General features: G+C 71.9%; 25 protein-coding genes. 19 read left to right on the top strand and 6 right to left on the bottom strand.

Annotated elements, in window-relative coordinates; genetic code table 11:
* Positions 1-47: 47 nt before the first annotated feature.
* On the top strand, positions 48-1226 hold the full coding sequence (locus AMK29_RS22325) for an acyl-CoA dehydrogenase family protein (RefSeq protein ID WP_073815653.1): 1179 nt from the start codon (positions 48-50) through the stop codon (positions 1224-1226).
* A gap of 80 nt (positions 1227-1306) precedes the next feature.
* On the opposite strand, the gene AMK29_RS22320 is transcribed toward AMK29_RS22325, so the two are convergent.
* Genes AMK29_RS22320 through AMK29_RS22310 form a run of 3 tightly spaced genes read right to left on the bottom strand, consistent with a single transcriptional unit; the run spans position 1307 to position 4784 of the window.
* Positions 1307-2041: a phosphate ABC transporter ATP-binding protein gene (locus AMK29_RS22320; protein WP_382821118.1), complete on the bottom strand. Its 735-nt coding sequence runs from the start codon at positions 2039-2041 to the stop codon at positions 1307-1309.
* On the bottom strand, positions 2029-3861 hold the full coding sequence (gene pstC, locus AMK29_RS22315; protein ID WP_079197044.1) for a phosphate ABC transporter permease subunit PstC: 1833 nt from the start codon (positions 3859-3861) through the stop codon (positions 2029-2031). Before pstC ends, AMK29_RS22320 begins: the two co-directional genes overlap by 13 nt.
* Before the next feature lie 2 nt (positions 3862-3863).
* Positions 3864-4784, bottom strand: a complete 921-nt coding sequence (locus tag AMK29_RS22310) for a phosphate ABC transporter substrate-binding protein (RefSeq protein WP_073815650.1) — start codon at positions 4782-4784, stop codon at positions 3864-3866.
* 743 nt (positions 4785-5527) lie between these two features.
* Here AMK29_RS22310 and arsL point away from each other — a divergent pair.
* The 12 genes from arsL (at position 5528) to AMK29_RS22250 (ending at position 16573) form a co-directional block, all read left to right on the top strand.
* Entirely contained in the window at positions 5528-6778 is a 1251-nt protein-coding gene (gene arsL, locus AMK29_RS22305; protein ID WP_221747292.1) for an arsinothricin biosynthesis radical SAM protein ArsL, read from the top strand.
* Positions 6779-6808: 30 nt separating this feature from the next.
* A complete protein-coding gene (locus AMK29_RS22300) occupies positions 6809-8068 on the top strand; it encodes a GNAT family N-acetyltransferase (RefSeq protein WP_073815646.1) in 1260 nt (419 codons plus the stop codon).
* Positions 8069-8105: 37 nt separating this feature from the next.
* On the top strand, positions 8106-9212 hold the full coding sequence (locus tag AMK29_RS22295; protein ID WP_073815644.1) for a GTP-binding protein: 1107 nt from the start codon (positions 8106-8108) through the stop codon (positions 9210-9212).
* A gap of 19 nt (positions 9213-9231) precedes the next feature.
* On the top strand, positions 9232-10020 hold the full coding sequence (locus AMK29_RS22290) for a methyltransferase domain-containing protein (protein WP_073815642.1): 789 nt from the start codon (positions 9232-9234) through the stop codon (positions 10018-10020).
* A gap of 81 nt (positions 10021-10101) precedes the next feature.
* On the top strand, positions 10102-10428 hold the full coding sequence (locus tag AMK29_RS22285) for an ArsR/SmtB family transcription factor (protein WP_073815640.1): 327 nt from the start codon (positions 10102-10104) through the stop codon (positions 10426-10428).
* A gap of 255 nt (positions 10429-10683) precedes the next feature.
* Positions 10684-11064, top strand: a complete 381-nt coding sequence (locus AMK29_RS22280) for an ArsR/SmtB family transcription factor (RefSeq protein ID WP_079197043.1) — start codon at positions 10684-10686, stop codon at positions 11062-11064.
* 327 nt (positions 11065-11391) lie between these two features.
* Positions 11392-12654 (top strand): ATP-grasp domain-containing protein, encoded by a 1263-nt coding sequence (locus AMK29_RS22275; RefSeq protein WP_073815637.1) that lies wholly within the window; start codon positions 11392-11394, stop codon positions 12652-12654.
* Positions 12655-12690: 36 nt separating this feature from the next.
* Positions 12691-13716, top strand: a complete 1026-nt coding sequence (mtnA, locus tag AMK29_RS37370) for an S-methyl-5-thioribose-1-phosphate isomerase (protein ID WP_073815635.1) — start codon at positions 12691-12693, stop codon at positions 13714-13716.
* Entirely contained in the window at positions 13713-14405 is a 693-nt protein-coding gene (gene mtnB / locus AMK29_RS37365; protein WP_073815632.1) for a methylthioribulose 1-phosphate dehydratase, read from the top strand. Before mtnA ends, mtnB begins: the two co-directional genes overlap by 4 nt.
* The gene (locus tag AMK29_RS22260) at positions 14402-14977 is read left to right on the top strand and encodes a 1,2-dihydroxy-3-keto-5-methylthiopentene dioxygenase (protein WP_073815630.1); all 576 of its coding nucleotides are present in this window, start codon (positions 14402-14404) and stop codon (positions 14975-14977) included. Before mtnB ends, AMK29_RS22260 begins: the two co-directional genes overlap by 4 nt.
* Positions 14977-15759: an acireductone synthase gene (gene mtnC / locus AMK29_RS22255; protein ID WP_073815627.1), complete on the top strand. Its 783-nt coding sequence runs from the start codon at positions 14977-14979 to the stop codon at positions 15757-15759. Before AMK29_RS22260 ends, mtnC begins: the two co-directional genes overlap by 1 nt.
* Positions 15752-16573 (top strand): S-methyl-5'-thioadenosine phosphorylase, encoded by an 822-nt coding sequence (locus AMK29_RS22250; protein WP_073815625.1) that lies wholly within the window; start codon positions 15752-15754, stop codon positions 16571-16573. Before mtnC ends, AMK29_RS22250 begins: the two co-directional genes overlap by 8 nt.
* A gap of 80 nt (positions 16574-16653) precedes the next feature.
* On the opposite strand, the gene AMK29_RS22245 is transcribed toward AMK29_RS22250, so the two are convergent.
* Complete coding sequence (locus tag AMK29_RS22245) at positions 16654-17166, bottom strand: GNAT family N-acetyltransferase (RefSeq protein ID WP_073815622.1); 513 nt, start codon at positions 17164-17166, stop codon at positions 16654-16656.
* A gap of 117 nt (positions 17167-17283) precedes the next feature.
* Positions 17284-18438 carry a permease gene (locus AMK29_RS22240; RefSeq protein WP_073815620.1) on the bottom strand — a complete coding sequence of 385 codons (1155 nt, stop codon included), beginning with the start codon at positions 18436-18438 and terminating at the stop codon, positions 17284-17286.
* Between the two features lie 399 nt (positions 18439-18837).
* Between AMK29_RS22240 and AMK29_RS22235 the strand changes: the two genes are divergently transcribed.
* Both AMK29_RS22235 and AMK29_RS22230 read left to right on the top strand, forming a co-directional pair.
* Positions 18838-19167 (top strand): ArsR/SmtB family transcription factor, encoded by a 330-nt coding sequence (locus AMK29_RS22235; RefSeq protein ID WP_229902042.1) that lies wholly within the window; start codon positions 18838-18840, stop codon positions 19165-19167.
* Positions 19168-19178: 11 nt separating this feature from the next.
* A complete protein-coding gene (locus tag AMK29_RS22230; RefSeq protein ID WP_073815617.1) occupies positions 19179-19574 on the top strand; it encodes an ArsR/SmtB family transcription factor in 396 nt (131 codons plus the stop codon).
* 64 nt (positions 19575-19638) lie between these two features.
* On the opposite strand, the gene AMK29_RS22225 is transcribed toward AMK29_RS22230, so the two are convergent.
* The gene (locus AMK29_RS22225; RefSeq protein ID WP_073815614.1) at positions 19639-20001 is read right to left on the bottom strand and encodes an ArsR/SmtB family transcription factor; all 363 of its coding nucleotides are present in this window, start codon (positions 19999-20001) and stop codon (positions 19639-19641) included.
* Positions 20002-20133: 132 nt separating this feature from the next.
* On the opposite strand from AMK29_RS22225, the gene AMK29_RS22220 reads away from it, so the two are divergent.
* The 4 genes from AMK29_RS22220 to AMK29_RS22205 all read left to right on the top strand — a co-directional run bounded on the left by AMK29_RS22220 (position 20134) and on the right by AMK29_RS22205 (position 24074).
* The gene (locus tag AMK29_RS22220) at positions 20134-21501 is read left to right on the top strand and encodes an NAD(P)-binding domain-containing protein (RefSeq protein WP_073815612.1); all 1368 of its coding nucleotides are present in this window, start codon (positions 20134-20136) and stop codon (positions 21499-21501) included.
* A gap of 32 nt (positions 21502-21533) precedes the next feature.
* Complete coding sequence (locus AMK29_RS22215) at positions 21534-22001, top strand: ArsI/CadI family heavy metal resistance metalloenzyme (RefSeq protein WP_073815609.1); 468 nt, start codon at positions 21534-21536, stop codon at positions 21999-22001.
* A gap of 7 nt (positions 22002-22008) precedes the next feature.
* Positions 22009-23226, top strand: coding sequence for an MFS transporter (locus AMK29_RS22210; RefSeq protein ID WP_073815607.1), 1218 nt, complete (start codon positions 22009-22011; stop codon positions 23224-23226).
* Between the two features lie 203 nt (positions 23227-23429).
* Positions 23430-24074, top strand: a complete 645-nt coding sequence (locus tag AMK29_RS22205) for a GAP family protein (RefSeq protein ID WP_073815604.1) — start codon at positions 23430-23432, stop codon at positions 24072-24074.
* Positions 24075-24133 lie beyond the last annotated feature (59 nt).

Below are 24133 nucleotides of genomic sequence, written 5' to 3'. Positions count from 1 at the left end.
CCGTGGCCGCCGTCGCGCGTCGCAGGACCGTCGCCAGGGGAGGCCCCATGCACCTCGAGTACACGCCCGACCAGAACCGCCTGCGCGCCGAGCTGCGCGCGTACTTCGGCGAACTGGTCCCGGACGACGTCCACACCCGCTACGCGGACCCGGCCGCCCAGAAGCGCTTCTACCGCGAGACCGTGCGAAGGCTCGGCGCCGACGGCTGGCTGGGCGTCGGCTGGCCCACCGAGTACGGGGGGCGCGGGCTGACCCCGATGGAACAGTTCATCTTCTTCGACGAGGCGGCGCAGGCGGGCGTACCGCTGCCCCTCATGGCGCTGAACACGGTCGGCCCGACGATCATGCGGTACGGCACCGACGAGCAGAAGGGGTACTTCCTGCCCCGGATCCTCTCCGGCGAGATCGACTTCGCCATCGGCTACAGCGAGCCCGACGCGGGCACCGACCTCGCGGCCCTGAAGACCCGTGCCGTACGGGACGGGGACACCTACGTCGTCGACGGGCAGAAGATCTGGACCACCAACGGCGACACCGCCGACTGGGTCTGGCTCGCCGTCCGCACCGACCCGGACGCCCCGCCGCACAAGGGCATCACCATGCTCCTCGTCCCGACGACCGACCCCGGGTACTCCTGCACGATCATCAACACCCTCGCCTCGCACGACACGACCGCCAGTTACTACGACGGCGTCCGCGTCCCGGCCTCCCGCCGGGTCGGTGCGGAGAACGAGGGCTGGCGTCTCATCACCAACCAGCTCAACCACGAACGCGTCACCCTGGCCGCGCACGGCACCATGGCGATCCGCGCCCTCCACGACGTGCAGCGCTGGGCCGCCGCCACCCCCCTCACCGACGGCCGCCGCGTCATCGACCTCCCCTGGGTCCGCCGCACCCTCGCCCGCACCCACGTCCGGCTCGACGCGATGAAGCTCCTCAACTGGCAGATGGTGAGCGCCGTCCAGCACGGCACACTCACTCCGCAGGACGCCTCCGCCGTCAAGGTCTACGGCTCCGAGGCCCGCCGCGACGCCTACGCGGCCCTCATGGAGGTCGTCGCCGCCGCGGGCGCCCTCAAGGAGGGCTCGGCGGGCGCGGTCCTCCACGGCGAACTGGAACGCGGCTACCGCTCGGCCGTCATCTTCACCTTCGGCGGCGGCAACAACGAGATCCAGCGCGAGATCATCTCGTGGATCGGCCTGGGCATGCCCAGGGTCCGCCGCTGAAGCCGTGCGCCCGGGCCCTCCGCCGCGTCCTCGCGCGACGGCGGGCCCGGGAGCCCCGCGGGCGCGCAGGGGGCGAACGCTCAGGCCGCCGCCGGGGAAGGCGCGGAGGTAGCCGGCAGGTCGATACGGACCGTCCGGTCGCAGAGCCGCTCCACCTGTGCGGGGTCGTGGGAGACGAGCAGGACCGTCCGGTTGCCCCGCAGGGCCGCCACGGACCCCTCGACCGTGTCGCGGCTCCGCTCGTCCAGGGCGCTCGTCGGCTCGTCGAGCAGGAGGGCCGACGGTTCGAGGGCCAAGGCCCGTGCCAGACACAGCCGTTGGCGCTGGCCGTTGGACAGTGTCTGGGCCGGCGTGTCAAGACGGTCGGAGACCTCGCTCCACAGGCCTGCCTCGCGCAGGGCCTGCTCGGCGCGGTCGTGCAGCTCCGTCCGGGACGCCCGCACCAGGTGACGGAGGCCGAACAGGGCGTTGTCCAGGATGCTGCCGCCGAAGACCACGGGGGTCTGCGGCACCAGGACGACCGTGCTGCGCAGGCCGGCGTCGCCCTTGCCGTACCGGACGGGACGGCCGAGGACCTCCACCTCGCCCTGGCGGCGGAGCCCGTGCGGCAGCAGGTCGACCAGGGCGCGCAGCACGGTGGACTTGCCGGCGCCCGAAGGGCCGCACAGACCGGTCGTGGATCCGGCGGCCAGCTCGAACGTCACCGGCCCGACCAGGCGCTTCGCGCCGTCGAGGATCCGCAGGTCGCGGACCGCGATGACGGTCCTGTCCGCCATGCCGTCCATGGACGTTGCGCCGGTGGTCACGTCGTCCATCGTCGTGCTCCTTCGAAGCGGTTGCGCAGGAGGACCGCCAGGCTGAGCAGGCCCGCGGTGATCAGGACCAGGACGAGGGCGCTGCCCCACGCCTGGGCGATCGCCTCGGGGGCGCCCGAGTCCTGCGACAGAGTGAAGATGTGCGTGGGCAGGGCCTGGACCGGGGCGTCGACGACGCCGGTCGGGAGGGCGGGGGCCCCGAAGAACACCGTGGCGGTGAAGATCAGCGGGGCCGTCTCGCCCGCCGCGCGGGCCAGGCCGAGCAGCAGGCCGGTGAGCGTGGCCGGCCAGGTGTACGGGATGACCACGGAGCGGACGTACTGGGAGCCGGTGAGACCCAGGGCGAGGGCGGCCTCGGTGATCTCCCCCGGCATGCTCCGGATCCGGCCCGCCGTGGTGAGGGCGATCACCGGCACCACCACGGGCACCAGGACCACGGCGCCGGCCAGCCAGGAACGGCCCCAGCCCATGGTCGTGCAGAGGAGGACGTATCCCGCGAGGCCCAGCAGGATGGTCGGCGTCCCGCCGACCGCCACGGTCAGCGTCTCCAGGACGCGGGCGGTTCTCGCGGAGGCACGCGTGCCGATCACGATGCCCGCTCCGTAGCCGAGCGGCAGCGCGATCAGCGCCGTGGTCGCGAGGAGCAGGAGCGTACCGAGGATCTGGTCGCGTATGCCGCCGCCCGCCGCGCCTTCGGAGGGCGAGAACCAGAAGGCCGGATGGAGTGCGGCGCCGCCGCGGGCCAGCAGGATGCCGAGCATGCCGAGGAGCAGGGCCCCCGGCAGCAGCAGTGCTCCGATCCGGACCACGGTGGTGAGCCGGTCCTTCGGAGCGCGCAGCCACGCGGACGACCTGCGGGCACGCGGAGCGCGCGCGGTCCGTCCCGGGGAACCGCGGGTGCCCCACACGGTGGCGACGGCGACCAGGGCCAGCAGGACGACGCCGAGACCGCACAGCGCCGCGAAGTACGGACCGGAGGTGCCCGCGAGCATCGGCTCGGGGCCGGCCAGTTTGGTGGTGAGCGTCTGACCGGGGCGTACGAGGGAGGAGAAGATGTCCCCCACCGACTCCGGCAGTCGTCCGTCGGCGCGGCCGACGACCATGAAGACCGCGATGGCCTCGCCCAGTGCCCGCGCCAGGCCGAGGAGGACGGCGGCGCGCATGCCCGGTCGTGCCTGGGGCAGGACGGCGGACCGGACGACCTCGCGGCGGGTCAGACCGAGGGAGTACGCGGCCTCCCGGTACCGGCCGGGTACGGCGGCCAGGGCGTCCACGCTGACCGCCACGACCGTCGGCATGATCATCACGGCGAGGACGAGGCCGGCGGCGAGGAGGCTGTCGCCGCCCGGTACGTCACCGAGGTCCGCCACGAACGGCCGGATCACCATGATGCCGATGAGGCCGTAGACGATGGAGGGGACCGCCGCAAGCAGTTCGATGCTCAGGCGGAGCGGCTTGGCGAGGCGGGGCGGCAGGTACTCGGACAGGGCGACGGCCGCCGCCCAGCCGACCGGGACGGCGAGCACCAGTGCCAGGACGCACACGACCGCCGAGCCGTAGATCATGGCCAGGCCGCCGAAGGCGAGGTTCCCCGGACTCCAGGTGGACGAGGTGAACAGGGCCGCCCAGTCGACGGTCCCGCTCGCGATGCCCGTGATCAGGTAGCCGAGCAGGACCGCGAGGGCGAGCAGCACGGACAGGATGCCGCTGTACGCCCAACTCCAGACCCATCTCGCCCGGCTGCCGCGGCCGCTCCCGGAGGAGCGCCGCGACACGGTGGGTCCGGGCGCCCGGGCGGGGCGCTCCAGAGTGAGACCCATGGTCAGAGCCCCATCTGCTCACGCGTGAGGTAGCCGTGCTTGGGCAGCAGCTTCTGGCCCTCGGGCGAGAGGATGTGGTCGATGTACTGCTTGACGGTGCCCTTCGGCCTGCCGTTGGTGATCATGTACAGCGGGCGGGTCATCGGGTACGTGCCGGACGCCACGTTCGCCAGGGTGGGGGCGACGCCCTCCAGGGGCACGGCGACCAGTTCGGGGTGACCGTCGATGAAGCCGGTCGACAGCGGGGCGACGGAACCGCGGGTGGACTTCAGCTTGTTGCGGGTCTCCAGGTTGCCGCCGACGACGGCGTAGTTCGCGGACTTGGGCGGGGCCGGCGGCTCGCCCTTGCCGTAGATGAACTTGTCGAGCACCTCACGGGTGCCGCGGCCGGGCTCCTTGTCGTACACGAAGACCTGGAGGTCGGGGCCGCCGACCTCCTTCCAGTTGGTGATCTTCCCCTCGAACAGGCCCGCCACCTGCGCCTTGGACAGGCCCTTGACCCCGCCGTCGGCCACTTCCTTCGTGATGATGACGCCGACGGCGTCCGCGCCGATCTGCGTCCTGACGAACTCCGTGCCGGGGTACGCCTTGCGGTCCTTGTCGGACAGGGGCTTGGAGCTGAGGGCGATGTCGATCTGGCCGGTGCCGAGCTGGGAGATGCCGCCGGCGGAGCCGCCCTGGGTGGCGACGGTGATGTTGAGGCCCTTGGCCTTCAGTGCCTCGGCGGCGTCGGAGGCGACCGGGGCGACGGTGGTCGAGCCGCTGGCCTGGATGGCGTCCGAGCCGGCCTCCGCGGAGCCGGCGCAGCCGGTCAGGGCGGCGGCGAGGAGGAGAGCGGCGGAGGCGGCGGAGGCGCCCTGGCGGCCACGCCGTCCGGTGCGGCGCGGTGCTGTCCTGCGGACTTCGGTGGACGTGAAAGACATGGCGGTGCCTTTGCGGTGAGGGAACGGGTGGGAATCCGGTACTCCGGGGCAGGGCGTGGCGGCACCAGGCGTGCGAAGGACGCTGACGGACGGCGCTGACGAACGGCGCTGACTAACGACGTGCAGCCGGATGCCCTCGCGGATCCTCACCGCGTTCCCCGTCGAACTCGCTCAGGACCGTAGGGGCTGCCGTGGGCGCTCGCGCGCCTGAAAGTCGGGTGCTCGGCCCGCTCCCCGGTGAAGGGCCTGAAGCAGCAGGGCGTCGGTACCCGTTCACCCGCTGACCCCGGGTGCGGACCGCGATGCCGTGGCCGAACGCTACCGCCTCCGAGGCGTCCTGGCGACAGGTTCATTGAACGAAATAATCGATGATCGACGATTGAATTCGCGTCACATACCCGGGCGCCGGGCGCGGGTCCCGCGGTCGGCCACGAAATCCGCAGCCGCGGGGGTCGCCTCCCGAAACCTCCGGCTGGGGTGGCTGCAAGCTGTGTGAACAACAGAATTCAAGCGGACGACCTCTCTTCGCAACCAGCCACAGAGGAGGGCGAATCGGGGCAGCGGCGTTCCGCGGCGACGAGGGTCGGGGAGGCGCCCTTTCAGTCATTCATCGATCTATTGACATACATCGCTCAACGCTGGCAGGGTTCCGGCCGTCGGCCGACAGCGTCGTTGCCGACCGGGGCTCTGACCCGGCCCGATCTCGATCCGTCACGCTCCTTGATCACTCCCTGGGGGGAAGTGTGAGAAGTCCCCGTGTTCTGGTTGCCTCCGCGTTCGAAGCGGAGCTCCAGCCCTTGACGTCCGCGTGTGCGGCTGCCGCTCTGCGGCACCACGGCGCCGACGTCGTCGGCTGGGACGCGCACCTGCTTCCCGACGCCCTTCCGGAAGGCCCCTTCGACCTCACCCTCGTCTCGGTCCAGCAGTTCGAGGGTCTTGAGCGGGGAATCGCCCTGGCGCGCAGGGTCTCGGAGGCGTACGGCACCACGGTCGTCACCTTCGGCCAGTACGCGCAGATGAACCACCGGGAGTTCCTCGACGTCGCCGACGGCATCATCATGGAGGAGCCCGAGCTCATCAGCGAGGAGCTGGCCGGGCTCGCCGCCGGCACCGTCGCGCTCGACGAGGTGCCCGCCCTGATGACCCGCACGGGCATGCGGCCCAAGCCCCCGCGCCGGCGCATCTCGGTCACCAAGCCCGCCCGGGACCTGTTCCCCTCCCTCGTGCACTACCCCGCGCACCACTCGCCGTTCGGCCTGATGGGCAACATCGAGGCGTCCCGCGGCTGCCACCACAAGTGCACGTACTGCTCCGTCTACGGCGCCTACGACGGCGGTGTCGCCGCGTACGACGCCGACAGTGTCCTGGCCGACGCCCTGCAGCTCGCGGAGGAGGGCGTCCGGCACTTCTGCTTCATCGACGCCGAGTTCTTCAACTCCCGCACGATCGGCATCGGTGTGGTCGAGCGGCTCGTCGAGGCCATCGGACCGATCACGTTCGAGTTCACCACCCGCGTCGACCACGTCCTCGACTACACCAGGGAACTGGAGAAGCTCGTCTCGCTCGGCCTGCGCCGCGTGACCTGCGCCCTTGAGTTCCCCTCCGACCGCATCCTGCGCATCTTCGACAAGCACATCGACGTCGACCACATGCGCGAGGCGGTCGCCGAGGCCGAGCGGATCGGCTTCGAGCTGTACCCGACGTTCATCCCCTTCACCCCGTGGATCGAGTACGAGGAGCTCCTCGGCTTCGAGGACTGGCTGGTCGAGACCGGCCTCGCTCGCGTCACCGACCCCACCGCCCTGCAGACCCGACTGCTGCTGTTCAAGGGCTCCCCGCTGCTCTCCTCGCCCTGGATGGAGGACATCGCCACCGTCGACCGCGGCTTCTGGGTGGAGTGGACCCACCCCGACAAGCGCGTCGAGGAGCTCTGGCAGGAGCGCCGCACCGACGCCGAGGACGCGGGCAAGATCCGCTGCTGCGTGAAGTGCTGACCCGCCCGCCCTCAAGACAAGGACACTGACATGGGTGGATCACCCCGCGTCGTCATCTCCACCGGCCAGGCCCTCCCGGACATGGACTGGACCGGCGAACTCGCCGGCCTCACCGACTCGTGGCCGTACCTCGGCCCCACCTGGCTGCGGGCCACGGAGAAGGTGCTCCCCGACATCCAGCCCTGGCACACCCTCGCCCACCGCGCCCGCGGTGAGCTGGCCCTCCTCCCCGGCTACATCCTCACCACCCCGCCGGTCGTCGACCACGAGCCGCGCACCTACCTCGGATGGCAGGCCCCCTCCGGTGAGGAGGTGTGCTGCGGTGCCGAGACCGACGCCGCGCGCAGTGCCGAGGTCGACGCCCTGGGAACCGAGCCCTTCTTCCCGACCCTCCTGCTCGGCTCCCCGCTGGGCTACCGCACCGAGGTCGCCTACAACTTCTGGACCCCCACCCTGATGGGGGCCATCGTCGACAAGCTCGTGCCCGCCGCGTTCGAGGCAGGCATCCGCTGCATCGTCGCCCCCTGGATCCCCAGCCGGCGCGGCAACGACGCCCTCGTCGACGCACTCGACTCCGCCGGCGCGTCCAGCACCTTCTGGGGTTACGAGGACTTCATGAGCCTCGACGCGCCGAACTGGGACGGACACCTCGCCGCACTGCCGCTGAAGAAGCGCCAGCGCATCAAGGGCGACGTGCGTCGCGCCGAGGCCGCCGGCGTGACGATCGAGCGCGTCGACGGCACCGACATCCGGCCCTACGTCGCCCGCATCGCCGAACTCACCTGCCTCAACCGGGAGAAGAACGGCGCCGGCGAGGAGCCCGGGCACATCGTCGGCATCCTCTCCGCCCTCATCGACGAGGGCGCGGACGTCCGCGCCTACCTCGGCCGCAAGGACGGCGCGCTGGTCGCCACCTGCGTCACCATCCGCAAGAACCACCGCCTCTTCCCGAAGTGGGCCGGCTTCGACTACGCCGCGATCGGCGAGCGCAGCGGGATCTACTTCGCCCTCGTGCTCGACGCGCCCGTCCGGGACGCCTACGCCGAGGGCCTGCGCACCGTCGAGTTCGGCGCCGGAGCCCACCAGGCGAAGGCCCTGCGCGGCTGCACCCCGCGCGAGGTGACCACCTCGATGCTGCTGGCCGACCAGGCGCTGCGACCGCAGGCCCGCGCCTGGCTCGACGCCTTCGGCAACAGCAGGCGCGTCGCGTTCGGCGCCGCGTCCCCCGCCCCGGCCCAACCCGCGAACCTGCCCCTCCTGGGCGGTACCGGCGACAGCTGCTGCGGCTGACCCCGACCGACTCCACGACAAGGACGAGAAGGACCACATGATCACCTTCATCCCCCTGACCGGATTCCTCGGAGCGGGCAAGACCACGACCATGACCGCCGCCGCGCTCGCACTCCAGGAGCAGGGCCGCAAGGTCGCCGTCATCACCAACGACCAGGGCGTCGAACTGGTCGACACCAAGCTCGTACGCAGCAAGCTCGACAGCGTCGCCGAGGTCACCGGCGGCTGCTTCTGCTGCAAGTTCGAGGACCTCGTCGAGGCCATCGTCGCGCTCGTCGCCTCCGACAGCGTCGACACCGTGATCGCCGAGGCCGTCGGCAGCTGCACGGACCTCCAGGCCACCGTCGTACGACCGCTGCGCCAGTACTACGGCGACGACATGGTCGTCGCCCCGCTGACCACCGTCGTCGACCCGCTGCGGCACCTCGCCTTCGCCCGCGCCGCCGAGCGGGGCGAGCCGGAGTCGGACCTGTCGTACCTCTTCCGCCAGCAGGTCACCGAGGCCGACGTCATCGCCGTGAACAAGCTGGACACCATCAAGGCGGACCGGGCCGAGGAACTGCTCGCCTCGCTCCGCACGAGCAACCCGAAGGCGACCGTCGTCGGCTACTCGGCCACCACGGGCGCCCACCTGGAGACGCTGCTCGACGCGTGGCGGGCGCCGGCGACGAACGAGGACGTCGTCCTCGACATCGACTACGACCGCTACGCGGCCGCCGAGGCCCAGCTCGCCTGGATGAACCAGGAGCTCGACCTCACCGCCGCCGGGGACGGTTTCGACACGACCGCGTGGGCCCGCACCGTCCTCCAGGAGCTGTCCGCCTGGGCCGCGGAGCACGACGCCGTGATCGGCCACGCCAAGATCACCGTGGAGACGGCCGACGGCGACTTCGCCAAGCTCAGCCTCACCGAGTCCGGCGCGCAGCCCACCCTCGACCGCGCCGCCGCCGCGCACGCGCCGGCCGGCCGGGCCGTCGTCAACGCCCGGGTCGCCTGCGAGCCCGACGCCCTGGACGCGGCCGTGACCGAGGCCGTCGAGGCCGCCGATCTGGCGACCGCCGTCACCTCGTCCGCGACCACCCCGGTGTCGTTCAAGCCCTCCTACCCGCGCCCCGTGCACCGCCTCGCCCCCGCCGGCGCCTGACCGAGAAGGACCATCCGCCATGAGCGACACCACCACCGCCGGCAGCCTGCAGGAAGAGGTCCGGGAGTACTACCGGGCCAAGGCCGCCGAAGCCGAGACGAGCGGCGCCTGCTGCTCGCCCGACCCGCAGACCTTCGGCCCCGCCGCGTACGACGAGATCGGCCCCGGCAGCGCCCCGGACGCCGCCCTCCTCGCCAGCCTCGGCTGCGGCAACCCGAGCGCCGTCGCCGAACTGCGCGAGGGTGAGACGGTCCTGGACCTCGGCTCCGGCGGCGGCCTGGACGTCATCCTCAGCGCCCGGCGCGTCGGCCCCGACGGCCGCGTCTTCGGCCTGGACTTCCTGGAGGAGATGCTCGCCCTCGCCGCCCGCAACGTGGCCGACGCCGAGATCGACAACGTCGTCCTGCTCAAGGGCACGATCGAGTCCATCCCACTGCCCGCCGACACCGTCGACGTGATCATCTCCAACTGTGTGATCAACCTGTCGCTGAACAAGCCCGCCGTCTTCGCCGAGATGGCCCGCGTCCTCACCCCCGGGGGCCGCCTCGGCATCAGCGACGTCGTCGCCGAGGACCGGCTGAGCCCCGAGGAGCGGGCGGAACGCGGCGGACACAGCCAGTGCATCGCCGGAGCCCTCTCGGTCGCCGAGTACAAGGAACTCCTCGACGCGGTGGGCCTGAAGGACGCGGAGGTGGTCTTCACCCAGGAGGCCGCCGACGGCCTCCACGCCGCGATCATCCGCGCCCACAAGCCCGTCGAAGGCGACGCCGCCGCGCAGGAGTGCGCGCCCGGCGGCACCTGCTGCTGACGACGCCGTCACACCCGGCCGTGGCCGGAGCCGATGCTCCGGCCCGGCGGAGGTGACCCTCGTGGTCCGTCAAGGATTCCCATGTCCGAAACGTCACTCGACCGGGAGACCGTCGAGGAGTACGCCCGCTGGTTCCGAGCCCTGGCCGACCCCACGCGCATCCGCATCATGCGGTTCCTGAGCGGGCGGCCGGAGCCCGTGCCGGTGGGTGAGATCGTCGCCCATCTTCGGCTCAACCAGTCGACCGTCTCGCACCACCTGAAGCTCCTCCACACCGCCCGCTTCCTGACCAGGCGCCGTGCCGGTGCCAGCATCAGGTACGCCGTCAACCCCCGCTGCGTCACCGAGTTCCCCAGCGCCGCCGACATCCTGCTCGGTGCCCCGGTCCACTCCTGCCGTGAGCCGTGAGCCGTGAGCCGTGAGCCGTGAGCCGTGAGCCGTGAGCCGGGAGCCGGCTGAAGGTCCCCTCGACCGCTGCCGTGCCGCACCGGCAGGGGGCCGGCTCCTGCCGGCCCGTGTCACCCCGATCGGCGTCGGGCGTCCGGCTCGCGAAGCCGCCCGCACCGTCGCGGCGAGGCTGCGGGGGTGAACGGATGGTGAACGCCTGGCGGATATCGATCCTCGGATGGGGTGTGCGTTCTTGCGGGCTCGTATGGTGTCGGGATGGCAATTCCGTTGGCGGGCATACCGATCGAGGACCTGAGCGCGGAGCGCTGCGTTCCGTGCTCCCCGGGGCTGCTGATCGACCGCGACGAAGTCGAGACGCTGACCGCCCAGTTGAAGGCGATGGCCGACCAGACCCGCCTCCAGATCGTCCACCTCATCGACCAGTCGCCGGCCGGAGAGCTCTGCGTCTGTGACCTGACCGAGTCGCTCGACCTGGCCCAGCCCACGGTGAGCCGCCACTTGAAGATCCTCACCACGGCCGGGCTGCTGCGCCGCGAACAGCGAGGGACCTGGGCCTGGTTCTCCATCCGCTGGGACGCCCTCAGGGAGCTCAGGGAGCGGGCCTTCCCGCTCGGAGCCGACCGCGCGTCGCTCTGACGGCGGCGGCGCTCACCGCGCCGAATCCCCGCCGAACTCCTCGGCGGGTGCCCCGGTGGTCTCGCGGGAGCGGGCCTTTCTGCCGCCCCTGAGCATCGATGATTGCCGATCGATCTCCACCGCCTGCCCTTCAGTCGCGGCAGCACCCCTGTCCTGACAACGACCCGCAAGGGCCGCCTCCCGGCCATTCATCGATCTATTGACATACATCGCTCAAGGCTGGCAGGCTCCGGCCGTTGGTCGACAGCGTTGTTGCCGACCTGGGCTCCGCCCCGCTCCGTCGGCCGGCCCGGCCCCGACCACACGTCGACACGAAGGTTTCCCACCATGGCCGCCACGCCCCACCCGCACTCGTCCACCACCGAGGCACCGGTCCTGCTCCTCATGGGCAGTGGTGACCGCCGCTACCGGGAGTACATCGTGGCGGCCGTCTCCCGCCACTTCCGGCTGTGGCTCCTCGACGCCCACGAGCCGAGCTGGCAGCTGTCGTACGTGGAGGGGACCTCGCTCCTCGACACCAAGAACCTCGACGAACTCCTCGCCGAGGTAAGGAAGATCATGCGGCAGCTGCCCGTCGCGGGCGTCTTCACCTACGACGAATCCCTGGTCCACGCCGCCGCGCGTCTCGCCGAAGCCCTCGGCCTGCCCGGAAGCGCGCCCGACGCGGTGCTCGCCTGCCGCGACAAGGCGACCACCCGGGAGCGGCTGACGGCCGCCGACGTGCCCCAGCCGGCCTGCACCCCGGTCTCCACGGCCGCCGAGGCCCGCAGCGCGGCCGACGCGACCGGATACCCCGTGGTGGTCAAGGCACGAGGCCTCGCCGGCAGCCTCGGTGTCGTCCGGGCCGACCACGGCGACGCCGTCGAAGCGGCCTTCCAGGCGGCCAGCTCCGCCAACTGGCCCGGAGTGCCCCGCTACGAGGCCGACGTCCTCGTCGAGGAGTACCTCACCGGCCCCGAGATCAGCATCGACGCGGTCGTCGTCGACGGCGTGTGCACCCCGATGATCGTGGCGCGCAAGCAGGTCGGCATGGACCCGTACTTCGAGGAGACCGGCCACACCGTCGACGCCTCCGACCCCCTCCTCGCCGACCCCGAGCTCCTGGACCAGCTGCACCGCATCCACAAGGCACTCGGCTTTGAACACGGCGCCACCCACACCGAGTTCAAGCTCACCCCGAAGGGACCCCGTCTCGTCGAGATCAACGCGCGCCTCGGCGGCGACTTCATCCCCCTCATCGGGACGCTCGCCACCGGCACCGATCCCGCCGTCGCCGCCGCACACGTGGCGGCCGGGCTCACCCCCGACACCGCGCCCACCGCACGGAAGACCGCCGCCATCAGGTTCCTCTACCCGGAGAGCGACTGCGAGGCCGTCGAAGTGACCGTGCGCACCGACCTCTTCGGGCCCACCGTGCACAGCGCGGTCGCGACGGCCGGCCCCGGAACCCGGCTGGCACTCCCGCCCCGCGCGTACATGAACCGGTACGGCTACGTCATCGCCGTCGGCGAGGACCACGAGCAGGTGACCGCCGACGTGGAGGCCGCGCCCACCCTGGTCGAACTGCGGTCGCGCCCCCTGACCGACTGAGGTTTCTCTTTCGAGGCCCCCAAGGAGCCGCCGCCCGTGAGCAAGCCCCCCGACCAGCCGTCACTGCGCTGGGACGACCACGCGATCGTCACCCTCGACCAGCGCGCGCTGCCCCACGAGCGGCGGCTCCTGCGCCTGGACACCGTGGACGACGTCATCACCGCCATCAGGACTCTCGCGGTACGAGGCGCCCCCTCCATCGGGCTCGCGGGCGCCCTGGGCGTCGTGCTCTCCGCGTACGCCCACTGCTCGCCGGACATCACCGGCGCCGGGCAGGAGGCCGTGCGCGCCGACGCGCGGCGGCTCGCGGCCGCCCGTCCGACGGCCGTCAACCTGGCCTGGGCCGTCGACCGGGCTCTCGGGAGGCTCGCCGACGGCCCGGACGCCGTCCTGGCCGAAGCCCTCGCCATGGTCGACGAGGACCGGGCGGTCAACCGCGAGATGGTCGCGCACGCCGTCCGGGCCGTGCTGGACCGCTGCCCGCAGCGGCCCCTGCGCCTCCTGACCCACTGCAACACCGGCCGGCTCGCGACCGCCGCCGTGGGCACCGCCCTCGGCACGATCCTGGCCCTCGCCGACGCCGGAAAGGTCACCGAGGTCCTCGTCGACGAGACCCGGCCGCTCCTGCAAGGCGCCCGGCTGACGGCCTGGGAACTGGCCGAGGCCGGGGTGCCGCACCGCGTGTGCGTCGACAGCGCGGCCGCCGCGGCCATGAGCCAGGGGCTCGTCGACTGCGTCCTGGTCGGAGCCGACCGCATCACCGCGCGCGGGGACGTCGCCAACAAGATCGGCACCTACGCACTGGCGATCGCCGCCGCCCACCACGGCATCCCGTTCATCGTCGTCGCCCCCGAGTCGTCGTGGGACAGGTCCCTCGCCGACGGTCGGGACATCGTCATCGAGGAACGCACCGCCGACGAGGTGACCTGCTACGGCGGGGTCCGCACCACGCCGCCCGGTACGCGCGCGTACAACCCCGCCTTCGACGTCACCCCGGCCTCCCTGATCACCGCCATCGTCTCCGAGCACGGGGTCCACCACGCATCCGAGGTGAGCGCATGAGCTACGCGCCGTCCACCGCCGCCGGCAAGCAGACCGCCCAGCAGCTGGCCGACATCTCCCGCACCCTGTACGAGCGCGGCTGGATGCCGGGCACATCCGGCAACATCTCCCTGCGACTGCCCGACGATCCCGCCCGGGCACTGATCACGGCGAGCGGCCGGGACAAGGGCGAACTGACCGCCCGGGACGTGGTGGAGGTCGACGCCTCCACCGGCCGGACCTCCCTTCCCGGCCAGGACCGCCCCTCGGCGGAGACCTCCGTCCACGCGGCGGTCTACCGCGTCACCGGAGCCCGCGCCGTCATCCATGTCCACTCGCCGTACGCCACCGTCGTCGCCCACCGCGCCGCTGCCCCGGACGCCGTCTCCTCGGTACGGGTGGACCGCTTCGAGCTGCTCAAGGGCCTGGGGCTGAAGGACCCGACCTCCACGAACCTGCCGGTGTTCCCCAACTGGCCCCAGGTCGACCGGATCGCCGACGACATCGCCGCCCACCTCGCGGCCGACCGTGAAGGCCCGCCCGGGCTGCTCCTGGCCGATCACGGCATCACCGTCTGGGGCGACTCCCTGGGCCAGGCCAAGAACCGGCTCGAATGCCTCGAGGCGCTCTGCCGGCTGCTCGTGCTCTCCCACGCCGAGCTGCATGTCTCCCGTGCCGCGCAGGCACCCGACCACAGGACCGCGCCATGACACTGCTGCAGATCATGCCGGACGACGCACCGGACACCGTCCTGCTCCGCACCCGCGACGAGGAGGCCATCGCGCAGGCCCTGCGCGAACGGTCGGTCTCCTTCACCCGCTGGCCGCTGCGCACCCGGGTGACCCCGCGGCTGTCGTCCGACGAGCTGCTCGACGCCTACCGCCGCGAGATCGACGAGCTCTGCGCCCGCCAGGGACTGAAGCTCGTCGACGTCGCCCGCCTCCATCCCGAGGAGGGCGCGGAATGGCGGGAGCGCGCGGCCACGGCACGGTCGACGTTCCTCGACGAACACCGGCACGCCGAGGACGAGGTCCGGTTCTTCGCCCACGGCACCGGCTGCTTCTACCTCCACCTCGACGACCGCGTGTACGCCGTGGTGTGCGAGGCCGGCGACCTGCTGTCGGTCCCGGCCGGCACCCGGCACTGGTTCGACATGGGACCCGTACCGGACTTCTGCGCCATCCGGTTCTTCGAGAAGGAGGACGGCTGGGTGGGCGACTTCACCCAGCAGCCCATCGCCGCGGACTTCCCCCGCCTCGACGCGCTCCTGCGGGAAGGCTGATGCCGGACAGCCGACAGGCCCGAATCGCCGAGAGCGCACCGCGGGCCGTCGTCCTCGACATCGAGGGAACCACCGGTTCCCTCAGCCACGTCCGTGACGTCCTCTTCCCCTACGCGCGTGAACGGCTCGCTCCCTGGCTCGCCGCCCACCGCGGCACCGCACCCTGGCAGCGGATCCTCGACGCGGTCACCACCCACACCGGGACGGCCCACGACGAGGCGAGCGCTCTGGCGCTCCTGGAGCGGTGGGCCGACGCCGACGTGAAGGCGGCGCCGCTGAAGACCCTGCAGGGACTCATCTGGTCCCGCGGCTACGCGACGGGCGAGTTGCAGGGTCACGTGTACCCGGACGTACCGCCCGCACTGGAGCACTGGAGGACACAGGGCACAGGCCGCTTCGTCTACTCCTCCGGCTCCGTGGCCGCCCAGCGGGACTGGTTCGGCCACACCGCCCACGGCGACCTGCGCCCACTGCTCGACGGCTACTTCGACCTGACGACGGCCGGACCCAAGGCGGACGCCGACTCCTACCGCACCATCGCGGCGGAGCTGGGCCACGCGCCCGCCGACCTGCTGTTCGTCAGCGACGTCGGCGCCGAACTCGACGCCGCGGCCGCGGCCGGCTGGCGGACGGTGGCCGTCCGCCGCCCCGACGACGCACGCGCGGCCGTGCCCGGCCACGAGGCCGTCGCCTCCCTCACCCCACTCGTTTCCCGACCCGGCCCGGGCAGTTCCACGGCGCCGGTGGACACGCACACCCAGGAGGGCCCGAGCGATGAGTGATCCGTCCGGCACGCCGCCGCAGGCCGACATCGCGGTCATCGGCGGCAGCGGCTTCTACGCACTCCTGGAGTCGGTGGAGCGCGTCGAGGTCACCACCCCCTACGGCGCCCCGTCCGACGCGGTGTCCGTCGGCACCGTGGGCGACCGCCGCGTGGCCTTCCTGCCCCGGCACGGCAGCCGCCATGAACTCCCCGCGCACCGCATCAACTACCGCGCCAACATGTGGGCCCTGCGTTCGCTGGGCGTACGACAGGTCCTCGCCCCCTGCGCCGTCGGCTCGCTGCGCGGTTCCCTCGGCCCCGGAAGCGTCGTCCTCCCGGATCAGCTCGTCGACCGGACCGCCGGCCGGGTGCAGACGTACTACGAGCACGGGGCCGTCCACGTGTCGTTCGCCGACCCGTACTGCGCGTCGGGCCGCGCGGCCGTGCTCAAGGCCGCGGGAGAGACCGGCGCGGACGTCCACGACGGCGGAGTGATGGTCGTCGTCGAAGGGCCCCGGTTCTCCACCCGGGCCGAGTCCCGATGGTACGCCTCGGCGGGCTGGTCCCTGATCAACATGACCGGGCACCCCGAAGCCGTACTCGCCCGTGAACTCGCCCTCTGCTACACCTCCATAGCCCTGGTCACCGACTACGACGCCGGCGTGGAGCACGGAGAGGGCGTCTCGCAGGACGAGGTGTTCCGCGTGTTCGCGGCGAACGTGGAACACCTGAAGGGCCTGGTCCTGAAGACCGTCGGCGTCCTGGACCGCGAGCGGGCATGCGCGTGCGCGACGGCGCTCGAGGGGATGGACCTGCCGTTCGAGCTCCCCTGACACGGCGAGCGGCGCGGGCGGGATCCGCGCCGCTCGGCGACGTGCGGGCCGATGCCGGTCACCCTGGTGACCGGCATCCGTCATTCGACGACCGGGCTGCGGCGTTCCACGAGCAGGACGTCGCGCCAGACGCCGTGATGGCGGGCCACCCGCTCCCGCCGGCCCAGCACACGGAACCCCACGGACTCGTGCAGCGCCAGGCTCGCCGCGTTCTCGGGGAAGATGCCCGCCTGGATCGTCCAGATCCCCGCCCTCTCCGTGGAGACGATCAACGCCTCCAGAAGCGCGCGTCCCACACCGGCTCCGCGCGCCGTGGGACAGACGTACACGGAATGCTCGACGACCCCCGCGTAGGCGGGGCGGGCCGAGACGCGGGACACCGCCGTCCAGCCGACGACCTTCCGGTGCCGGTCGAGCGCCACGAGCCGGTGGGCCGGCAGCTTGGCGGTGTCGAAGGCGCTCCACGGCGGCGCGACCGTCTCGAACGTGGCGTTTCCCTCGTCGATGCCCTGCTGGTAGATCGCCATGACGGCGGGCGCGTGGTCGTCGGTCATGGGGGCGAGAGCGATCGCGGTGCGTGGGGGAGTGGTCATGCTCGGCTCCTTTCCGGGGTGCGCTCGCGGCGGATGCGCACGGGCGGGTACGGCGACGCTCCCGTGGCGGCGTCGGCCGCCACAGGAGCGTGGGTGGGGGGTGAGAGGGATTCCGGGTCAGAGAATCGCCAGCGAGACCAGGCCGATGCCCACGCTACCGAGGAGGCCCACAGCGAGGTAGAACGCGAAGACCTTCGCCTTGACGACGCTCTTGACGGCCACCATGGCCGGAATGGTGGTGATGGCACCGCCGAGGAGGAAGGTGACGCCCGCGGCAGCCACCATGCCCTGGTCCAGGAGGCCCTCGACGACCGGGATGGCGCCGACGCCGTTGAGGTAGAGCGGGACGCTGATGAGCCCGGCGACCAGGACGGAGAGGACGCCGTCCGTGCCCAGGATGCCCGACACGACGTCGGTGGGTACGTAGCGCACGATCAGGGCTTCGAGGACGATGGCGAGCAGCAGCCACTTGCCCAGGATCAGCGAGTCGCTGACGATCTCCTTGAGGATCTCGCCCGCGCGGAGGTTCTTGATGTCACGCCGGACGAGCACACGCCACGGAGTGCCGTCGTCGTCCGTGTCGTTCCGTGCCGCGGTGGAGCAGCCTCCCGCCGCGGGCGCGGGCTCTTGTGCGGAGCCTCCGCAGCCACCCTCGGAGGCGCCGTCACCGGCGCCGCCACCGACGGTCACGGGCTCGGGAACGGTCACCTTCGCGGTGGAGCACGCCGTCTCCGGGACGGTCACCCTGGCCGTTGAGCACGCCGTCTCGGGAACGGCCACCGTCTCCTGCGAGCAGGTCTTCGCGGGCGTCTTCTCCTCGGTGGAGTCGAGCAGCGGATCGGCGAACCGCCCACGCCGTTCGAGCGCCAGGACGATGAGACCCGCGCCGAAGCTCAGTACCAGGGCGCCGATGAGGCGGGCGGTGGCGATGGGGAGCCCGAGCTGGGCGGCGGAGAGCGCGTAGATCTCCGGGTCCATGGAGGGGGAGGCGATCCAGAACGCCATGACCGCCGAGAGCGGGACGCCCGCTATCAGGAAGCGCCGGATCAGCGGGATCACGGTGAAGGAGCAGAAGGGGCTGAACGCTCCGATGGCCGTGACGACGGCGATGCCGAGGACGCCCCTGCGCCCGTGGGCGAAGCTGCGGCGCGCGACCACGTCGATCGACAGACGCTGTACGGCGATCCCCAGGACGATGGCGACCAGGAACCACGGGAGATAGTGCAGCACCTCGAACAGGATGAACAGGCCAAGGGCCCGCAATTCGTCCACGGGTGAACCTCTCTGAGACGGTGACACATGAGGGGAGCGGCGCCGTGAAGGGATGTACGGGGGACGTGGCGAGCCGCGTGGGGGAGGCTCGAACGGCATCCCCTTTATCGAATATCGATGATAGACGATTAAAGAGAGGCCCGGCAATGGGGATCAGACCCCGTCGGCCCGCCGAAGGTCCCCGTCCTTGCCTCCGGGTCGGGCGCGCCCAGCGTCGCGTACGTGTGCCCAGGTGGCACCGGTGGTGATCTGGACCGGGTGGCGCCCGCACCGTCGCTCGCGCCGTCGGCGCGGGGTGTGCGCGAGGGGCTGGTGGGACGATGGGGCCGCTGCGGGGACCGTCTCCACGCGGGACGAACCTTGCCGTCGCGGGTGGTCATCGAATAACATCGATGGATCATGAGCGGTACGATGAATGCCCAGCTGATCGACCGAAGCACGGCCGAGTCCTATGCAACCTGGTTCAAGGCCCTCTCCGATCCCACCCGCGTGCAGATCCTCAATCTCCTCGCGCTCGCGACCGGGCCGATGAGTGTCGGAGAGATCGTGGACCGCATGGGCGTCGGGCAGTCGACGGTGTCCCACCACCTGAAGCTGCTCGCCGACGTGCGCTTCGTCCTGCGCGAGCGCCAGGGGACGTCCATGCTCTACTCCATCAACGTCGCCTGCGTGGCCTGCTTTCCCAGCGCTGCCGACGCCGTCATGGGCCGCCCCGCGGCCTCGGCGTGAGGACCGGCCCCTTGACCGAGTCGACCCCCCACATATCCGGTCCGCGGGCTGCGGCCTGCTGCCCGCCCCTCGTGACGGCCGCGCTGTCCGAAGGGGACGCGGAGACCATGGCGGCGATGTTCAAGGCGCTGGCCGACCCCGTGCGGCTCCGCCTCCTGTCCCGAGTGGCCTCACACCCCAGTGGTGAGGCATGCGTCTGCGACATAGCCGACGTGGGCGTCTCCCAGCCCACGGTCAGCCACCATCTCAAGAAGCTCCGGGAAGCGGGCCTTCTCACCTCCGAGCGGCGCGGCACCTGGGTGTACTACCGCCCGGCGCCCGGCGTCCTGGCCTCACTGGGCGCGTTTCTCGCCGACACGGAGAAGGCCGGCCAGGAAGAGATCTCCATGGAGGCCCAGGTCTCCTGACGTCACGACGCGACGGCGCCGTCGTCCCCACACGCGGGGGCGGCGGCGCCGTCGCGTCGTGACGTCAGGCCGAAGCCGCCTGGGTGAGAAGCGCTCCCATCGCCGCGAGGACAGTGGGCTCGACGCGGTAGTAGACCCAGGTGCCGCGTCGTTCCGAGGAGAGCAGCCCGGCTTCCTTCAGCTTCTTCAGGTGGTGGGAGACCGTGGGCTGTGAGACGCCCACGTCGGAGATGTCGCAGACGCAGGCCTCGCCCCCCTCGTGCGAGGCGACGGAGGAGAAGAGCCGCAGCCGGACCGGATCGCCCAGCGCCTTGAACATGACGGCGGTCCGCTCGGCCTCTTCGGCGGTCAGCGGCCGCTCGTCGAGAGGCGGGCAGCAGGGCGCTATCTCGGGCTCCACGAGCGGCAGCGACTTCACGTTCGACATGTATCTATGTTGACACATGTCGAACCAGTCCAGGGTTTGGATTCGATACTTGTCTATGTTGACGCCTGTCGAAGCAAGTGCCATGCTGAAGGCGCAAGAGATCGACAAACGTCGAATCAAAGGGGAAGAGCCGTGAACGTCACCGCCACCGACCAGCTGCCCGTCGTGGTCGTCGGAGCCGGACCCGCCGGTCTGGCCGCGGCCGCGCACCTCGTCGACCGGGGCCTGGAGCCCTTGGTCCTGGAGGCCGGCACCCGGGCGGGAGCCGCGGTACGGGAGTGGTCCCACGTGCGGCTCTTCTCCGCCTGGGGCGAGGTCACCGACCCGGTCGCCGAGAGGCTGCTGGCCCCGACCGGCTGGGTGAAGCCCGACCCGGACACGTACCCGACCGGCGGTGACTGGGCGGCCGCCTACCTCCAGCCGCTCGCGGACGTCCTCGGCGACAGGATCAGGCTCGACGCCCGCGTCACCGGCGTCTCCCGCACCGGTCGCGATCGCGTCGTCGACGCCGACCGCGAGCAGCAGCCCTTCACCGTGCACGTCCGGTACGGCGACGGACGCGAGGAGCGCGTCCTCGCCCGTGCCGTGATCGACGCCTCCGGTACGTGGACCGCCCCGGGCCCGGCCGGCGGGGACGGCCTCCCGGCCCTCGGCGAGCGCGCGGCGGCCGACCGGATCTCCTACCGCGTCCCCGACCTCAAGGACCCCGCCGTGCGCGCCCGGTACGCGGGCAGGCGCACCGCCGTCATCGGCTCCGGAGCCTCCGCCTTCACCGCGCTCGCCTCGCTCGCCGCCCTCGCGAAGTCCCAGGGCGGCGAGGCCACCCGTGCGACCTGGATCCTGCGGCGCGGCATCTCGGGCACCACCTACGGTGGGGGCGGCGCCGACCAGCTCCCCGCCCGTGGCGCCCTCGGCCTCGCGGCGAAGGCCGCGGTCGACGAGGGGTACGCGGACGCCGTCACCGGCTTCCGCACGGACGCGATCGAGCGCGAGGGTGAGCGCCTTGTCCTGGTCGCCGAGGACGGCCGGCGGCTCGACCCGGTCGACGAGGTCATCGTCCTGACCGGGTTCCGCCCCGACCTGACCTTCCTCGGCGAACTGCGCCTGGGGCTCGACGAGCGGCTCCAGGCCCCCGTCGGGCTCGCGCCGCTCATCGACCCGAACCAGCACTCCTGCGGAACGGTCTACCCGCACGGCGTGACGGAGCTGTCGCACCCGGAGGAGGGCTTGTACCTGGTCGGCATGAAGTCCTACGGCCGCGCTCCGTCCTTCCTGGCCCTCACCGGCTACGAGCAGGTCCGCTCGGTCGTCGCCGCCATCGCCGGCGACCGCGAGTCCGCCGAGCGCGTCGAACTCGTCCTCCCCGAGACCGGTGTCTGCGGCGGCGCAGGCCTCTTCGACCAGCCCGCCGACACCACGACCGACGGCGGAGGCTGCTGCGCGACCCCGACCGCGCTCCAGATCGGCTTCGGAGCCCCGGCAGCCTCCGGCGCCCGCTGACCCTGCCCGACCACCGACAGCTGGAGGACACCATGTCCCGCGTACAGCTCGCCCTGCGCGTTCCCGACCTGGCGGCATCCGTCGCCTTCTACACCAAGCTCTTCGGCAGCGAACCGGCCAAGCTCCGTGAGGGGTACGCCAACTTCGCCATCGCCGAACCGCCGCTCAAGCTCGTCCTCGTCGAAGGCACCGAGAACGAGGACACCCGTCTGGACCACCTCGGCGTCGAGGTCGACACCACCGAGGCGGTCCACGCCGCCACCGCCCGCCTGGGCGAGGCCGGTCTGCCGACGACGGAGGAGAACGACACCACCTGTTGCCACGCCCTCCAGGACAAGGTGTGGGTCCACGGCCCCGGCCGCGAACCGTGGGAGGTGTACGTGGTCAAGGCCGACGCCGACACCCTGACCAGGCAACAGGGCAGCACCTGCTGCGCCGGCCCGGCCGCCGGCGCCGACGACGAGGTGACAGAACCGGTCGCCGCGGGCGGTTGCTGCTGATCTCCCGATGGCCGACCTCCACACCCGCGGGGCCGCGACCGGAACAGGGGACCGGTCGCGGCCCCGCGCCGTCCTGCCCGCCCTCTGCGTCACCCAGATCACCGGCTGGGGCATCGTCCACTACGCCTTCCCGGTCCTGAACCCGCAGATCACCGCCGACAGCGGCTGGTCCACCGGCGCCACGACGGCGGCGTTCTCACTGGCGCTCGTCGTCTCCGGGATCGCCGGAATCCGCGTGGGCCGCATCATCGACCAGCGCGGCCCGCGCATGGTCATGACGGCAGGTTCCGCGGCCGGCGTCGCAGGCCTCGCCATCGTGGCCCTGGCACCGAACCTGCCCGTCTTCTTCGCCGGTTGGACCCTCGCGGGGCTCTCCATGGCCGCCACCTTCTACCAGCCCGCCTTCGCCGCCCTCACCCGCTGGTGGGCCCCCGACCACGTCCGGGCCCTCACGGTCGTCACCCTCGCCGGCGGCCTCGCCTCCACCGTCTTCGCGCCGCTCACCGCCGTCCTGGCCGACCACCTTTCCTGGCGCGGGACCTACCTGGTGCTGGCCGCGATCCTCGCCGTCGTCACCCTCCCGGCCCACGCTCTCGCGCTCAGGGCCCCCTGGCCGCCGACACCACCTGCCCCGGACGGCACGGACGCCGACCCCGGCACGGTCGCCCGCAGCCGGCCGTTCGTCCTGCTCGCGGTCGCGTTCACGATCTCGGCCTTCGCGATGTACGCCGTCGTCGTCACCCTCGTCCCGCTCCTCCTCGAACGCGGCTACACCACGGCCCAGGCCGCCTGGGCCCTCGGCCTCGGCGGCGCGGGCCAGACCCTGGGCCGCACTCTCCACGCCCCGCTCGCCCGCCGCACCGGCACGACGGTCCGCACCACGACGCTCCTCGCACTCGGCGCCCTGACCACCGCCGCTCTCGCGGTCACGCCGGGTCCGTACGGCCTGGTGATCGCGGTGTCGATCGCGGCCGGCACGGTCCGCGGCAACCTCACGCTCCTCCAGGCCACCGCGATCACCGACCGCTGGGGCGCGCGGCACTACGGCCGGCTCTCCGGACTTCTCAGCGCCCCCGCCACGACGGCCGCGGCCGTTGCCCCCTTCGCGGCCGCCCTGCTCGCGGTACCACTGGGCGGATACCCGGAGCTGTTCGGCGCCCTCGCCGGCCTCGGCCTGGCGGCTGCTCTCGTCGCCATGGCGAGCTCCGGGCGAACCGGGAGGTAGGCCGACTCGCACCGAACGGACTGACGGAACTCCATGGCCGAACGGACTGACAGAGCTTCATGGGCGTGGCCTCCTTGACCGGTCGGGACGCCGCCTGCACAGTCGGATTTGCGCACCGGGACGGTGCCGCATCCCTCCTCCGCCGACCGGTCCCTCGTCCATGGGGGGGCGGGCGGCCCTGACATCCAGGAGCGACTGGTCCGATGGTCCTCGACCTGGTGGTGATCGGTACGGCCATCACTCTGGGGCCTCTGCACAACAGCGCCTTCATCCTGCTGCTCTCCTCGCGGCGCGGCGTCCGCAAGGGTCTGGCCTTCCTGTTGTCGTGGCTGGCCAACCTGGTCACGGTGGTCGCCGTCGTGCTGCTGCTCACCGGCGGCCAGCCCCCGGCCCGTCACAGCGTGCCGTCGACCGCCGCGATCGCCGCGAAACTCGCCATCGGCCTGGCACTGGTGGTGTACGGGGAGTACCGGCGGCGCCGCCCGCCCCGCCCCCACGGCCCGCCACGCTGGGCCGCCCGGATCGACGACGCCTCCACGGTCACGGCGGCCGGCCTGGCATGGCTGCTGCAGCCCTGGGGGCTGGTCGGCGCCGGTGCCGCGACGGCGCTCGACGCGAACCTCTCCACCGCCGCCGCCTGGTTCGCGCTGACCGCCTACTGCCTGCTGGCCACGCTCAGCCTCATCGTCATGGAGATGTACGTGGTCTGGGTGCCCGCCGTCGCGCACGCCCGCCTGAACGCCCTGCGGACGTCCCTGGCACAGCACCAGGAGCAACTGATCGTCACCCTGGCGCTGGTCGCCGGCGTGTGGCTGACGGCCCGGAGCATCTACGAGCTGGTCACCTGACCGGGAGGCTCCCGTTGCCCCCAAGCTGCACCTTTCGTCTCAGCCAACTGTTGGGTATG

The sequence above is a fragment of the Streptomyces sp. CB02261 genome, from assembly GCF_001905665.1.
Classification (GTDB): Bacteria; Actinomycetota; Actinomycetes; order Streptomycetales; family Streptomycetaceae; genus Streptomyces.
Note: the sequence above shows the minus strand (reverse complement) of the source record. Positions and strands in the feature narration are given on the sequence as shown.